This window comes from Campylobacter concisus (assembly GCF_902460575.1).
Taxonomy (GTDB): Bacteria; Campylobacterota; Campylobacteria; order Campylobacterales; family Campylobacteraceae; genus Campylobacter_A; species Campylobacter_A concisus_AW.
On the sequence record NZ_CABPUY010000002.1, the window covers coordinates 284,902 to 299,487 of the forward strand.

The window sequence follows — 14,586 nt, forward strand, 5'->3', positions numbered from 1 at the left end:
TAGCCATGAGAGATGAAAAAATCGCAAAGAAAAAATTAACTATAAATGATATAAAAAACAAAAAAGGCGTCGAGCCTATCGTGATGATAACTGCCTACGATGCGCTTTTTGCGAAGATTTTTGATGATTATGCTGATGTGATCCTTGTTGGCGATAGCTTAAATATGAGTTTTAATATGAAAGAGAGCACGCTAAGTGCTGATATGAGCACCATGCTTTATCACACAAAGGCCGTTTGCACTGGGGCTAAAAAGAGTTTTATCCTAGCTGATATGCCATTTGGCAGCTACACAAACGAAAAACAAGCGATCAAAAATGCGATGAAATTTTTCAAGCAGACAAATGCCGATGCGGTGAAGCTTGAAGTTGGCATGCATCAGGTAAATTTAGTAAAACGTCTCTGCGAAGAGGGCATAAACGTGATGGCCCACATCGGACTAAAGCCGCAGTTTTTTAAATTTGAGGGCGGATACAAGATAAAAGGCAGAAGCGAGCTTGAGGCAAAAAGGCTGGTTGATGAGGCTTTGGCGTTTGAGCAAGCTGGTTCGTTTAGCATACTGCTTGAGGGCACGCTTAGCAACGTAGCAAGCGAGATAACAAGACAGGTTCGTGTGCCAGTTATCGGCATAGGCTCTGGAGCAGATGTCGATGGTCAGGTGCTTGTCTGGTCTGATATGCTGGGATTTTTCGAGGACTTTAAGCCAAAATTTGTCAAGCGCTATCTTGACGGAGCCACTCTTGTGCGAAAAGGCGTGCAAAGCTACGCTAACGAAGTAAAAAACAAAATTTTCCCAAGCGAAGAGTTTTCATATAAGGGTTAAATTTATACCACAAATTTATAAAGTAGCCCATAAAAACTCTGTAAAAAGCTATAGCAACACTAAAGCGCTAGAGCATACTTTTTTATTTTAAAAAAGCTCTTCTGATTCAAGATAGTTTTGCGAGATGTTTCGCTCTTTTTCGTCGGTATTTACGTGAAGGACGTAGTAGCCTATCTGCGTGTTGCTAGCATCAAATAGCGGCACAACGCAAAAATAGTGCGTCTTATATACGTAAAATTCATACTTTTTAAGGTCGATATCGCGCAAAATTCCAACTATATTTAAATTTGCACTGCTTAAATTTTCGATGTAATAATCACTTAAAATTTGATCACTTGGCGCGCTTTTATGTGCTGGCATCTTATCTTTTGATAGGAGCACAAAGAGGTCGATGCCTTGCGTTTTATAGAAATTTCCAAGCGAGTCGTAGTTTAGTAAAACCTCGATGCTACCGATGTTTTTGCCCTCATGCATCACATTTGAAACAGCCCTTATATGCACTCCAGCATACCACGCCTCGATGCCAACCATGGGCCTATCTTGACGCCTTGACTCTTGGACTAAAAACCTACCGCTAGCGATCATATCGCCATATCTGTTTAGATCCCAGCTTCTTACGTAGCTTTTTAGATCTTTGTCGTAAAGATGAAGCTTGATGTTGTTATACATCGACGCTGCACCAAGAGTTTTTGTCAAATTTTCGATGTTTTTTACGCACTCATCGCGGTTTTGACCTAGCAAGCACATCTGTATAGACTCATTTTGGGCAAGCAGGATCGAGATCGCCATTGATGAAAATTTCTCATCATCGATGCTTTTGTTTAGCTGCTTTACATGGTAGTCAAAAAAGACACGCATATTGTTTTGCTTTTTTTCAGCCATGTATGAGCTATAAAGAAAATAAAAAAGGCTACCAAGCACCGCAAAAACGACTAAAACGATATAGATATTAAAATATTTTTTGTATTTACTCAAAACTAAGCCTTAGTTTTTTTTCTAAAAATTTAGCAAATTCGTCAAATTTCGGCAGCTCAAGCTCGCTTTTTCTTTTGGGGTTAGCCCAAACGCTATCTGGGAAAAATGCATCCTTTTCAAATCTCGCAATAACGTGAATATGCACGTGTGGCACGTAGTTTCCAAAGCTTGCGATGTTTATCTTAGTTGGTTTATAAAACTCAAGCATAGCCTTTTCAGCCACTAGCATCGCTTCAAAAAGCCTAGCTCTACTAGCCTCGTCGCAGTCACTTAGCTCGCGGTAGGGCTTAGCTGTAAAAATTTTCACCCACGGAAGCTCGTTCTCTTCGCGCTCAACTCTTATAAATTTATCTTCATATATCATATTTTGCCCCTATTTTATACGAAATTTCTCTCTCGCAAAAGAGTGTAAAGCTTGATCGTTGAGATAAAAAATGTCACGATCGCAGGTCCGAGGATCATGCCCCAGAAGCCAAACGTAGTGATGCCAGCGATCATCGCAAAAAAGATGAGTAGCTCGTTTATCTTTGTTGGTATCTTGACTAATTTTGAGTTTATAAATTTAATGACAAGCGGCTTTAGCAGCGTATCAGCGCCAAATGAGATCACGATGATGGTATAAAGTGCGATCGTGATAGCGGCTGATGTGTTGCCATTTGCAAACTCATAAATACTAATAGGCGCCCACGCCAAAAATCCGCCAACGACTGGGATGAGTGAAGCGAAGCTAAAAAATATGCCAGTTAGCACGCCGTCATAGCCGTAAAAACTGGTGACAATGGCAAATAAAAAGCCCTGGATGATCATATTTGCGATGGTTGAGTAAAAAACGACGCCCATCACGTTGCCAACCTCACTTAGTATCGACTCAGTGTCCTCTTTTTTAAGCGGAAGCGCCTCTTTTAGGTAGCTTATAAGCTCGTTGCCATAAAGGTTGCAAAAGAAGAAAAAGACTAGGATGATGATCATATCAACGCCAAATTTAAGGCTTAGTTTGCCTAAATTTGCAAGATTAGCAGCGACTTGCGAAAATAGCATCTTGATATCAAGCCCGCCTATAAATTCCTTGATCTTTGGCTCTAAGAAATTTATCGACTCTGGCAGGCTAAAGTCGTAGTTTTTGATAAATTCGATCGTCTTTGTGACGTTGTTTATATCAAAGCCAGCTGCGTATTTCGCGATCTCGATGACGGCGTAAAGAAGCGGCGCGATAAATAAGCAAAGAAGCGCAAATGTCGTAAGTCCTGACGAGAGCGTTTTGCGGTTTTTAGTAAGCGCTAAAAATGCGATCTGCACGTTCGCAACAGCCACAGCAAGCAGCGCTGCGATAAAAATGTCAAGTAAAAATGGTTTAAAAAGATAGACCACCAAAGCCAAAGCACAAAACGCAAAAATTCCAAAAAACAGCCTGTTATTCATCTCGCTCCCTTAAAATGGGGTAATTATAGCAGATTTATCAAAGCTACTCATTTGCTTGATAAATTTACTAAAACGCTTTGGCGCCAAATTTGCAAAGAGTAGGCTTTTGGCATTTTTAGCCTGCCACCGCTTGATAAATTTAGATAAATTTATGCCTTACGTAAATTTTCTTGCTCAAAAGCTCCTAAAAATTTAGCCTTTTACGTGCACTGAAAATTTGCTCCGACGACCTCGCACTCATCACAAATTTGCATATAGATCGTGCCCTCGCCGTCTATCAAGCCACCAAAAGGAATTTGCGCTAGATATCTCATCGTTTTACCGCATTTTGAGCAGGCTAGATACTCGCTGTCTTGCTGCCACTGCGGATATCCGCCAAGCAAAATTTCACTATCTATCATATATGAGTAGTGAGCGCAAACCTCGCTGGCTAGCTCGAAATTTTGCCCATCAAGCACCGCCACAGCCTCTCTTACATAGTCTTCGCTCTCGCCCTCGCCCACTGTCTCTGTTTGCACGCTTTTGCCATCATTTTGGCAAAAGTACTGCACCAAGCCCACGCATGTCGGGCAAAATTTAAGCACAGCGTCGTTTTTAAGTTCTAGCCCAAGTCGCTTTAGGCTCTCTTTTTTGATGGTGAGTTCTATCATCTCGCCACTGCAAAATTTACACTTTTCATCATTTGCTGCTTTAAATTTAACGCTTGCCTCTGCGCTTTGACTTGGCTCACATCTAAAACACTTATCAAAAACTAGGCTTCTTCTCTTGCCACTGCTATCAAAGCTCCAGCCAGCAGTCTGCGAGTATCCATCAGTGTCTGCATAAAGCTTCGTCTTCCAAGGCTTTGACGCACCATAAAGCCTAAAAAATAGCTCTCTCACCACCTCATCGCCCTGCCATGCAAGTGCTGATAGGATGTGATTTAGCTTGACTATATTTTCTTCGCTTGAAAGCCTCTTTATAAGCTCATCTCGGATATTCGATGAAGCCTTTTTGTAAATTTCAGGTGGGTAGTACTCGCCGTTTTTTGTAAGCTCTTCGATGATCTGCTCGTCGCAAATACCATGCACATAGAAAATATATGTGAGATCGCTGTAAATTTCATCAAATTTATCTAGCTCGTCAATGTGCGCAAGAATATTTTTCTGCCTATTTTTGATCTCATCCTCGCTTAAGCTCTTATAAAACTCCAGCTTCTCTTTTTGCCTGCACCAGTAGCAGATCCCGTCAAAGTAAATCGTCCTTTGCTTGCACTTAGGACAAAGATGTGGCTCGCCCATTTTTGCTCCAAATTTAAATTTCGCTACTCAAAAAGACCTTTTTCGATGTCGATCTTGACGTTAAAGGTCTCAAAACACTTCGCACTTGCGATCCTGCCCTTTGCGGTGCGCTCGATAAAGCCATTTGCAAGCAGATATGGCTCGATGACATCCTCAACCGTGCCCTCGTCCTCACTAAGTGCCGCAGCGATCGTGCTAAGCCCCATAGGACGGCGCCTTGCTTGCATCAAAATTTCTAAATACCTAATATCCATCTCGTCAAATCCAAGCGAATTTACACCAAGCGCGTTAAGTCCCTCTTTTGCGCGCTCGTGGCTGATGATTTGCTCGTCATTTACCTCAGCAAAGTCGCGAATTCGCTTTAATAATCTAAGAGCGATCCTAGGCGTGGCACGTGAGCGTTTGGCGATCTCTAAAGAGGCATTTTTATCGCACTCTTTGCCAAGTTTGGCTGAGGCGATCTGCACGATACGGCTTAGCTCGCTACTTGTGTAAAACTGCAGCCTAAAATCCATCCCAAAGCGGTCTCTTAAAGGCGCTGAGATCATACCAGCACGAGTGGTCGCGCCAATCAGCGTAAATTTTGGCAAGTCTATCTTGATAGTCTGTGCTGCAGGCCCTGAGCCTATGATGATATCTAGCCTAAAGTCCTCCATCGCAGGGTAAAGTACCTCTTCGATAGCTGGGCTTAGGCGGTGGATCTCGTCGATAAAAAGCACGTCGCCCTCTTGTAAATTTGTAAGGATCGCTGCTAGGTCGCCACTCTTTTCTATCATCGGCGCTGCTGTCATTTTGATACTTACGCCCATTTCGTTTGCGATGATGTGAGCAAGGGTGGTTTTACCAAGTCCTGGAGGGCCGTAAAATAGCACGTGATCTAGGCACTCGTTTCGCTTTTTGGCCGCTTTTATAAAGACGTCTAAATTTTGTTTTATCTTTTCTTGTCCGATGTAGTCTTCAAATTTTGTTGGTCTAAGTGAGACTTCAAAGTCATTTTCAAAGCTTACTTTTTCGATTTCAACGATTCTATCCAAAGTTTTTCCTTCTAAATTTAAGGCTTCATTTTACGCTTTTATGCTTAATCTAAGCTCGTTTAAATTTATAGTAAAAGGTGCTGCCTTCATTATAAACGCTATCGACGCCATATAAAATGTCATGCTTTTGGCAAATTTCGCTGACGATATTTAGCCCAAGGCCAAAGCCGCCTTGAATTTCATCCTCTCTCACGTATCTTTTCCAGACCCTTTTTACGTCCTTTATCCCCTTGCCAAAGTCCTGCACGCTAAGATTGATGCGCTCTGCTTCAAGCTCTAAATTTACTATTATCTCGCTCTCTTTTGGGCTGTATTTTATGGCATTTGTGATGGTGTTATCGATGATACGCTGAGCTTCGACCTTGCTTAGCATAGTAAATGCCTCGCTTGCTAAATTTGTCTTTACCACGATGTGCTTGACATCAGCCACACTTGAGAGAAATTTCACTCGCTCTTTAACGTATTCGCTTAAATTTAGCCTCTCAAGTGGAAATTTGATGTAGCCTCGCTTTATAAAAAACTCGACATCTTCGTATGTTATCTGCATCTGTTTTAGGGCGTTTTTGATGCGGGTTATATACTTGTTTTCAAGCCCCAGCATCTCAAGGTTCATACCAGCCACGCCAAGAGGTGTCTTTAGCTCGTGCATGGCGTCGTTAAAGAAGTTATTCATATACTTTTGAAACTCTTTGTAAGGTTTAACACTGCTTAGATATAAAAAATATACGATAAATAGCACCGCCACAAGGATGACAAGTAGCATGATAGCTGTTAAAAAGATGTTCTTTTTATTATCAAGCTCCTTTTCAACGACTATGTAATAAGGGGTCTTATCTTTTATAAAAAAGCTCTTGTAAAAAAGGTACCCGCCCTCTTCTAGAGTTACAAATTTAAAGCTGCTTGGCTCTTTGGTAAGGGTTGAGATGACTGGTTTAAAATTTACGTCGTAAATCGCAAATTTATATTTTAATGAGCTAGCTATATTTTCGTTTTTAAGAAATGAATTTTTGATGATGGTTTCATGCTTCATAGCACCAAAAAGGGCTTTTGAGCTGCTATTTTTCTGGCTTAAATTTAAGATCACAAAGCTTTGAAAGCAAAAAAGCGACATTATGACAAATGTCGCTATGATCTGAATCTTAAAGCTCTTGTGCATCTATCTTGTAGCCTATGCGCCTCTTTGAGATGATAAAGTCGTTTGTTGTCTTGTTTCTTATCTTTAAAACGTGCATTCTTATATCAGCGCCCTCGATATCTTTGTCATTCCAGACAAGATCTCTAAGCTCCTCCATACTGACGTAAGAATTTAGGTGTGAGACCAGGCACTCGACCAAAGCGACCTCTTTTGCACTAAGATCAACAGCTTTGTCGTTTTTATATAGCACACGCTTGTTTAGGTTAAAGCTAAACTCGTCATTTATCTTAACTATGTTTTTATCGTCAGTGCCATAGTATTTTCGCATAAGCTCAGCAACTCTAAATTTAAGCTCAGCAAGCTCAAATGGCTTTTTTAGATACTCATTACAGCCAAGCTCGTAGCCAATCGCCATATCATCTATATCAACTAAAGATGTCGTTATCATGATAGGAGCGTTTGGATTTAGACTTCTTATATATTTGATGACCTCGTGACCATTTACTCCAGGCACTTTTATGTCAAGTATAAAAAGGTGATAGAAATTTTTCTCTATCAAGTCGCAAGCCTCTTGACCGTCGCTCACCGCTGTAACTTCATAACCAAGCGTCTGCAAAAACTCACAGACGCTCTCTTGAAACCCCAAATCATCTTCTAAAAGCAAAATCTTCAAAATGCTCTCCTAAAAAACAAACTTTAATAAGATTTTTATCTATTGTAATACTTAATAGGTAAATTTCAAATTAAAATTCTTTTTTAAGTATTAAATAAAAATTTGTCCTGCATAAACTATGTAATATCTTAGCAAAAAGACACCACAAATGACTAAAATAGCGTTTAGCACGGCAAATTCGCGTTTGAAATCATGCACCTTTAAAACGCTTAAGTCTAAAATGATAGGCACAGCCATACCAAGACCTATGACGCCGATATAAAACATCAGCCCAAGAGAATTTGCACTAAGTGCGTTTGCTACGCTCTGCGCACCACTTGCACTTGCACCTTTTACAACCATGAAAAGAGCAACTATTAACAAAAACTCAACTATTATCGCAAAAAAGTCAAATTTTAATAAAAAGTGTGCAGTTTGATTTTGCTCTCTTTTTTCATCTTTTAGCACGCCAATTAATAACGTAAATGCACCAGCACAGCTTAAGCCAGAGATTAAGAATAATACTGGCAAAACCGGTGTGTTCCAAAGTGCTATCTTATGAGCTGCACTTAGCAAAAAGCCTGTATATGCGCCAACGCCGATGCCTAAGATGAAAAGCAAAACTCCAAGCAAACCTGAAAGCTTGCTAGCTAAATTTGCAAGCGCGTCAAAAAGAGAAATTTTAAGCGACGCGATCTCATTTTTAAACGCACCAAGCGCGTATATAACGCTAAGAGGCGTATAAATTAAAAGCAATGCAACGCCTATTGACATAACTGAGTCGAAGTTATAAAGCAAAAGTATCCAGTAAAAGCTAAGCGGCTTGCCAAGATCAATCACCAAAAGGGCAAGTCCAAGGATGATCGCCACTGGAGCGATAAGAGCAGCTGCTTTAAAGTAGTAGTTATCCTTGCCAAATTTATTTGAGATAAGCACAGCAACGATGCTAGCACCTGCACTAAGTCCTGCTAAAAATAGATAAAAAGCTATCGGCCAGCCCCAGTAAATTTCTGTGTATTGAGCTAAGCTTCCTGACATGTTATTCATGGTGTGCTCCTTTTGTATTTGCGATCATCGCAAGTGAAGGTTTTGTGTTTAACTCCGCTTTTGGCAAGTAATATTTGCTCTCTTTTAGTTTCTTTGAAATTTTAGAGTTTTCATCATTTACGTCGCCAAAAGTTAGGGCATTTGTAGGGCAGACGCTAACACAAGCTGGGTCTTTGCCCTCTTCTAGCCTGCTCTCATAGCAAAATGTGCATTTGCCTATCTCGCCATCTGGTAAGACATAGCGAGCGTCGTATGGACAGGCTAGGATGCAGTACTTGCAACTAACGCAAATTCTATGATCAAGCAGCGTCACGCCATCAGCCGTTTTAAAGCTAGCACCAGTTGGGCAAACCTCAACACAAGGTGCATCTTCGCACATAACGCAGCTTTGACGTAAAAAGTCGGTCTTTAAATTTGGAAATGTCCCACTCATCTTTGCATGCACCTGCAAGCGGTAAAGTCCCCTTCTTGGCACGTTGTTTGCACTTCTGCAAGCTACCGAGCAGCCTTGACAGCCGATGCATAAATTTTCATCATGTATCATCATATATTTTTTCATTTTCTATCCTTACGCTTTACTTATGCTAACGCCAACATTTGTAACCATAGTCGCAGCCACCGGACCCTCAGCTGGATCGAGAAGCACGCTTGTGTTAAGTCCCACGTGATCTATGCTCTTAAGGCCTGGCGTGATGTGTCCAAAGCCATGATAGATAAAGAGCGTATCTTCTCTAATGCCCTCAGTCACCATAAGCTTGCCCTTTTGCTCGCCAAATTTATTTTTGACCAAAACCATGTCGCCGTCACGTAAATTTTGCTTTTTAGCGGTGTTTGGATTGATCCAGATAGGGCTATCGCTCATGAGGTCATTTAAAAATGGCACTGTTTGGGTGTGACCGTTAGTATGGACAGGCGTTTTGCCACAGGTTAAGCAAAGCTCGTGTCCGTCAAATGTATCCATATCTTTGTCATTTAGCGCGCCATATCCTGCAAACTGCGCCTCAACGTCAGGTAAAAATAGCTCTATCTTGCCGCTTTTTGTTTTAAGTTTGGCCATATCGTCCATTAGCCCATTTTCTCCTACAAATTTAGAAGTGACTGGATATTTAGCGACAAATTTATCGATCATACCTTTTTCTCTAAACAAAATTCCCGGCTCATCCCACGTGATAAAGCCATCTTTTTCTAGTGCTGCAAGTAAATTTACATCTCCACCAGCTTGTTGCATCCTAAACTCACGTATGTCGTTCCAAGTGTAAAGCTCATCTATCTTCATGCGGCGTGCTAGCTCTCTAAAGATAAACGCCCCATCCTTCGTGTCGCCAACTGGATCGACGACCTTATTTCTTATCATATAAGCTGGTTTTAGACCTGACTTGTCCTCTATGCCCTCATCGCGCTCAAGGTAGCTACTCTCAGGCAAGATGACATCAGCAAAGGTCGCCATATCGTTTAGATAGACATCGCTCACTACGATTAGCTCAAGCTTCTTCATCGCCTCTATGCTCTTCATCGTCTCAGCAACGTTTATTAGGTGATTAAATCGGATGTTAAACCAGCCTTTTATGGCGTATGGTTTCTCGCTTAAGATAGCGTCATTTATATCCATCAAAACGCCATGTTTTCTGCTTACAAATTTATGCCCACCAGTCTCGCCAGCGAAGTCTAGTCTAGTGACTTTTGGTACTTTAAATTTCTCATCTGGATTTTTAAGAACTGGAAATTTATTCTCGCCAACTAGCTTGTTAAAGGTTTTAGCATTTTTGCCACCAAAAAGACCGCCTTTAACCTCCCAGTTACCCATCATCGCATTTGCTACCATGATGGCTTTTGTCCTCATATATTCAGCTTTTGTGGTAGTTGTCTTATGCCCAAAATCAAAAATAACTCTTGGAGCAGCTTTGTAAATTTCATCAGCGATGCGTCTAACATCGCTTGCTTTTATGCCAGTGATTGCCTCTTGCCACTCAGGTGTTTTGCCCTCGACACTCTTTACGATCTCATCAAAGCCAGTTGTAAATTTCTCAATAAATTCTTTATCATAAGTGCCATTTTGTATCCAAGTGTTGATGAGTGCTAGAACAAAGGCGAGGTCTGTGCCAGGTTTAACTGGTAGCCACTCATCGGCCTTTGAAGCTACAACGCTAAATCTTGGCTCAAGCACAAGTAGCTTTGTATCCTTGCTAGCTGCAAATTTAGCAAGCTTTTTAGCATCAGCTATGACGATGCCCTCAAAGAGGTTGTGACCAAAATTTACAACGTATTTTGCATTTGCAAAGTCTCTTTTTAGCTTAGCGATGCCATACATCTGCTCGCAGACCATTTGATAGGTGATCGGACAGCATGAAAAGTGCGAAAAGCAGTTTGGCGAGCCATAAGCTGAGGCAAAATTTACCATTAGCTTGTGTGTTTGCGAGCTTTTACAGGTAAATACAAAGCTTTCAGGGCCATACTTTTGCTTGATGTCAAGCATCTTTGAAGCGACATAGTCAAGCGCCTCATCCCAGCTAACCTCGCGCCATTTATTTTCGCCTCTCTCACCAGCTCTGATTAATGGCTTTTTGATCCTATTTTCATCATAGAGCTGACTTAAGCCTGAGCCACCCCTTGCACAAAGAGAGGTTGCTGTGCCGCCAGCTTTTGGATTGCCACTTAAAAAGCGAACTTTGCCATCAACGACTTTTGCTTCGATAGGACACCTTGAAGAGCACATCTCACAAAAGCTATGAACGTGTTTTTCGCCTCCATTTGCAGCACCTTGCAAAGCACCACCTGATAGAGATGATGCAGCCGCGCTAACTCCTGCACTGAATTTTAAAAATTCTCTTCTATTTAAGCTCATCTTTCTCCCTTTAAAAGAAATTTTACTTTTGTTATTTTATTATTTAAAGTTGAAACTAAAATTAAATTTTATTTAATAATTTTTTTTAATTTTAATTTTTTATGATATGTGAGATTAAATATCAAAATAGAGCAAATTTTAAAAATGATAAATTAAGGAGGATTAAATTTTAGTGCGATTTTTGTGTGATTTATAAAAAAAGAAAATTTAAATTTGAAATTTAAGAATTTGATATAAAAATTGAAAATTTAAAGTGTGTTAAAAAAGCCGAGAGAGATCTCGGCTTAAGTTTTATATAAGAACTGGAGCTACTATAAATCCAAGGATAACTGATAATGCAACCATTATAGTTCCTGGGATGAAGAATGAGTGGTTAAATACAAATTTACCAACTCTTGTAGTTCCTGTATCGTCCATCGCTATCGCACCTAGTGTTGTAGGATATGTTGGCAATACAAATAGACCAGAAACTGCAGCAAATGAAGCTACAAGGATCCAAATTTGACCTGAATTTTCAGGGCTAGTCATACCAAGAGCAGCAGCAACAGCAGGCATCATAACCTTTGTTGTAGCAGCTTGTGAGTATAGCAAGCAGCTTAAGAAATAAAGCGCAACAGCTAGGATAAATGGATACTGAGTAACGAAGTCTTTTGCAGCCTCTTTGATAGCGTCAAGGTGTCCATTAACAAATGTAGTACCAAGCCATGCGATACCAACAACGCAGATGCACGCATTCATACCGCTTTGGAAAGTGCTTGTTGATAAAAGTTTGCCCGTCTCAACTTTGCATGCTACTGCTATCGTAAAGCCGATAGTTAGCATGAAGCTAATGATAGCTGCATCTCTTGAAAGGATAGGTTTTTCTACAAGACCTAAGCTCTTTGAGATATATAGCGCATAGCAAACAACGATCAAAACACCAACTGCAAAGATAGCAACTGATCTTTTTGCGTATGGTTTTGGCTCGTGATACTCAACGTCCTTAACCTCTGCAACCAAACCTTTTGCAAGTCTATCTTGATAGATAGGATCTTTTGAAAGGTCAAGGTCGTAAAATTTATTGATAATAAACGCAGTGATAATCATCGCTACAAATGTAGTTGATATACAAATAAATAGCAACACTGGATAGCTAACACCCAGCTTCTCGCATAGACCACTCATAGCAACAAACGCAGCTGAGATCGGGCTTGCAGTGATCGCTACTTGAGAAGAGACAACTGAAAGCGCAAGTGGAGCTGAAGGTTTGATGTTTTGAGTTTTTGCAACCTCAACGATAACAGGGATCATAGAGAACGCAGTGTGTCCAGTACCTGCAAGGATAGTTAAAAAGTAAGTAACTATCGGAGCAAGAAAGTTGATCTGTTTTGGATTCTTGCGTAAAATTTTTGTTGCTACTTGAACTAAATAATCAAGTCCGCCCGCAACTTGCAAAGCTGTGATCGCTGAGATAACTGAAGCGATGATCAAGATAACATCCATAGGGATATCTTTCATATCGACTTTCATACCAAGTAAAGCGAGTATCACAACGCCAAGACCACCTGCGTAGCCAACGCCCATACCACCTAGTTTGACACCAAGATAGATGCCGCCAAATAGGACTATAATCTGTAAGATCAGCATTATATCCATCGAAAACTCCTTTATTAAATTTTATTACTAAAATCACCACTTAAGCGTGTCAGAATTTTGGCACGCTTTTAATAATACTTTGCTTAAAATTTTACTTAACCATGCTCGGATTTAGCATATTTTTAGGCTCTAAAATCTTATCGATCTCTTCTTTGCTTAGATAGCCTCTCTCTAGGCAGATATCGCCAACTGCTTTACCTGTTTGAAGGGCCTCTTTAGCGATGCTTGCTGATTTTTCGTAACCGATATATGGGTTAAATGCTGTTACGATACCAACTGAGCCAAGAACTGATTTTAAGCAAGCTTCAGGGTTTGCTGTAAGTTTTTTGATAGCTTTTTCAGCTAGTGTTTTCATAGCATTTTCAAGGATAAATATAGAGTTAAATAGCGCATAAGCGATGCCTGGCTCAAATGCATTTAGCTCAAATTCGCCTCTTTCAGAGCAAAGCATGATAGTTACGTCATTACCGATAACCTCATAGCACGCTTCACCTACAACCTCAGCGATAACTGGATTTACCTTACCTGGCATGATTGAGCTGCCTGGTTGCATTTGAGGTAAATTTATCTCACCAAGACCGCATCTTGGGCCTGAGTTCATTAGTCTTAAGTCGTTTGCGATTTTTGAAAGTCTAACAGCTGCAGTTTTAAGCGCGCCACTTACATGGACGAAGTCTGCAGTATCTTGTGTAGCAGCGATAAAATCATCAGCCTTTTTAAAATCAACTCCAGTGATCTCTTTTAGTTTTTTAACAACTACATTTTTATACTCTGGGTGGCAGTTGATGCCTGTGCCTATCGCAGTTGCGCCCATGTTTAGATGTGTCATTGACTCACGAGCTGCTGTGATCTTTTCGATGTCACTTTTGATGTAGCTTGCAAATGCGTTAAAAGTGTTGCCAAGTGTTGTAGGGACGGCATCCTCAAGCTCTGTTCTACCCATTTTGATGATATCTTTAAATTCTTTTGCTTTTTTCTCAAGCTCATCTTTTAGTAAATTCATAGCAGCAAGTAAGTCAGTAAGTTTTGCATAAGTTGCTACTTTAATAGAGCTTGGATAAGTATCATTTGTGCTTTGTCCAAGGTTTGTGTGATCGTTTGGATGGATGTATTGATACTCGCCTTTTTTATGACCAAGGCTCTCAAGCGCGATATTTGTGATAACCTCGTTTGAGTTCATATTTGTACTTGTTCCTGCGCCACCTTGAACCATATCAACAACAAATTGATCTAAAAACTCACCAGCTATTACTCTATCAGCAGCTTTTGCCAAAGCATCAGCTATCTTTGGATCTAAAACGCCAACCTCTTTATTTGCAAGTGCAGCAGCTTTTTTGATCTGTGCAAATGCCTTTACAAAGTATGGATACTCTTTTAATGTTCTACCGCTCATGTGGAAGTTCTCAGTAGCCCTAAATGTTTGGATACCATAGTAAAAATTGTCAGAAATTTCCAACTCGCCAATAAAATCATGTTCTCTTCTGGTTGCCATAACAGCTTCTCCTTAGTAAAAAATTGTTACCGAGTGAAATTATATAGGTATTTGAGATTTTAAATATTAATGACTACTTATTTTTTTTAAGCTTTAAGTTTTTGACTTGATATGGCGCTCTTTGAAAGAAAATTATATTTCATATTTAAGCTAATTTTTAGGAATTTGCTTGTCTAAATTGTTATATTACTAATAATATCACTTTTTTATTATATAAAAAGGGTCAAAATAGCTCAGATTTGTCCTACACTTTA

14 protein-coding genes are annotated in these 14,586 nt (G+C 40.1%); 2 read left to right on the forward strand and 12 right to left on the reverse strand.

All coding sequences use genetic code 11. From position 1 onward, the window contains the following. Positions 1 to 5: 5 nt before the first annotated feature. Complete coding sequence (gene panB / locus F3G76_RS05395) at positions 6 to 821, forward strand: 3-methyl-2-oxobutanoate hydroxymethyltransferase (protein WP_149706128.1); 816 nt, start codon at positions 6 to 8, stop codon at positions 819 to 821. Between the two features lie 87 nt (positions 822 to 908). Here panB and F3G76_RS05400 read toward each other — a convergent pair whose 3' ends face one another. From F3G76_RS05400 to F3G76_RS05410, 3 genes are read right to left on the reverse strand one after another with little or no spacing between them, the layout of a single operon-like run. Next, a complete protein-coding gene (locus F3G76_RS05400) occupies positions 909 to 1,796 on the reverse strand; it encodes a cache domain-containing protein (RefSeq protein WP_149706129.1) in 888 nt (295 codons plus the stop codon). After that, positions 1,789 to 2,160, reverse strand: coding sequence for an HIT family protein (locus F3G76_RS05405; RefSeq protein ID WP_149706130.1), 372 nt, complete (start codon positions 2,158 to 2,160; stop codon positions 1,789 to 1,791). The genes F3G76_RS05400 and F3G76_RS05405 overlap by 8 nt, the downstream gene beginning before the upstream one ends. Positions 2,161 to 2,174: 14 nt before the next feature. Then, positions 2,175 to 3,215: an AI-2E family transporter gene (locus tag F3G76_RS05410; RefSeq protein ID WP_149706131.1), complete on the reverse strand. Its 1,041-nt coding sequence runs from the start codon at positions 3,213 to 3,215 to the stop codon at positions 2,175 to 2,177. Between the two features lie 55 nt (positions 3,216 to 3,270). On the opposite strand from F3G76_RS05410, the gene F3G76_RS10475 reads away from it, so the two are divergent. Then, positions 3,271 to 3,411: a hypothetical protein gene (locus F3G76_RS10475; protein WP_188116266.1), complete on the forward strand. Its 141-nt coding sequence runs from the start codon at positions 3,271 to 3,273 to the stop codon at positions 3,409 to 3,411. Positions 3,412 to 3,415: 4 nt separating this feature from the next. Here F3G76_RS10475 and F3G76_RS05415 read toward each other — a convergent pair whose 3' ends face one another. The 9 genes from F3G76_RS05415 to F3G76_RS05455 all read right to left on the reverse strand — a co-directional run bounded on the left by F3G76_RS05415 (position 3,416) and on the right by F3G76_RS05455 (position 14,332). Beyond that, entirely contained in the window at positions 3,416 to 4,495 is a 1,080-nt protein-coding gene (locus F3G76_RS05415) for a cytochrome C (RefSeq protein WP_149706132.1), read from the reverse strand. 23 nt (positions 4,496 to 4,518) lie between these two features. Further along, the gene (ruvB, locus tag F3G76_RS05420; protein ID WP_021090089.1) at positions 4,519 to 5,529 is read right to left on the reverse strand and encodes a Holliday junction branch migration DNA helicase RuvB; all 1,011 of its coding nucleotides are present in this window, start codon (positions 5,527 to 5,529) and stop codon (positions 4,519 to 4,521) included. 49 nt (positions 5,530 to 5,578) lie between these two features. Beyond that, positions 5,579 to 6,685: a sensor histidine kinase gene (locus tag F3G76_RS05425; protein WP_149706133.1), complete on the reverse strand. Its 1,107-nt coding sequence runs from the start codon at positions 6,683 to 6,685 to the stop codon at positions 5,579 to 5,581. Beyond that, complete coding sequence (locus tag F3G76_RS05430; protein ID WP_021087309.1) at positions 6,669 to 7,337, reverse strand: response regulator transcription factor; 669 nt, start codon at positions 7,335 to 7,337, stop codon at positions 6,669 to 6,671. The genes F3G76_RS05425 and F3G76_RS05430 overlap by 17 nt, the downstream gene beginning before the upstream one ends. Positions 7,338 to 7,427: 90 nt before the next feature. Continuing rightward, positions 7,428 to 8,363 (reverse strand): NrfD/PsrC family molybdoenzyme membrane anchor subunit, encoded by a 936-nt coding sequence (gene nrfD / locus F3G76_RS05435; protein WP_149706134.1) that lies wholly within the window; start codon positions 8,361 to 8,363, stop codon positions 7,428 to 7,430. Further along, positions 8,356 to 8,922, reverse strand: coding sequence for a 4Fe-4S dicluster domain-containing protein (locus tag F3G76_RS05440; RefSeq protein ID WP_021086574.1), 567 nt, complete (start codon positions 8,920 to 8,922; stop codon positions 8,356 to 8,358). Before F3G76_RS05440 ends, nrfD begins: the two co-directional genes overlap by 8 nt. 9 nt (positions 8,923 to 8,931) lie before the next feature. Further along, entirely contained in the window at positions 8,932 to 11,205 is a 2,274-nt protein-coding gene (gene phsA / locus F3G76_RS05445; protein ID WP_149706135.1) for a thiosulfate reductase PhsA, read from the reverse strand. A gap of 291 nt (positions 11,206 to 11,496) precedes the next feature. After that, on the reverse strand, positions 11,497 to 12,840 hold the full coding sequence (locus F3G76_RS05450) for an anaerobic C4-dicarboxylate transporter (protein ID WP_004317491.1): 1,344 nt from the start codon (positions 12,838 to 12,840) through the stop codon (positions 11,497 to 11,499). A 91-nt stretch (positions 12,841 to 12,931) separates the two neighbouring features. Then, complete coding sequence (locus tag F3G76_RS05455; RefSeq protein WP_012140135.1) at positions 12,932 to 14,332, reverse strand: aspartate ammonia-lyase; 1,401 nt, start codon at positions 14,330 to 14,332, stop codon at positions 12,932 to 12,934. Between the last annotated feature and the right edge of the window lie 254 nt (positions 14,333 to 14,586).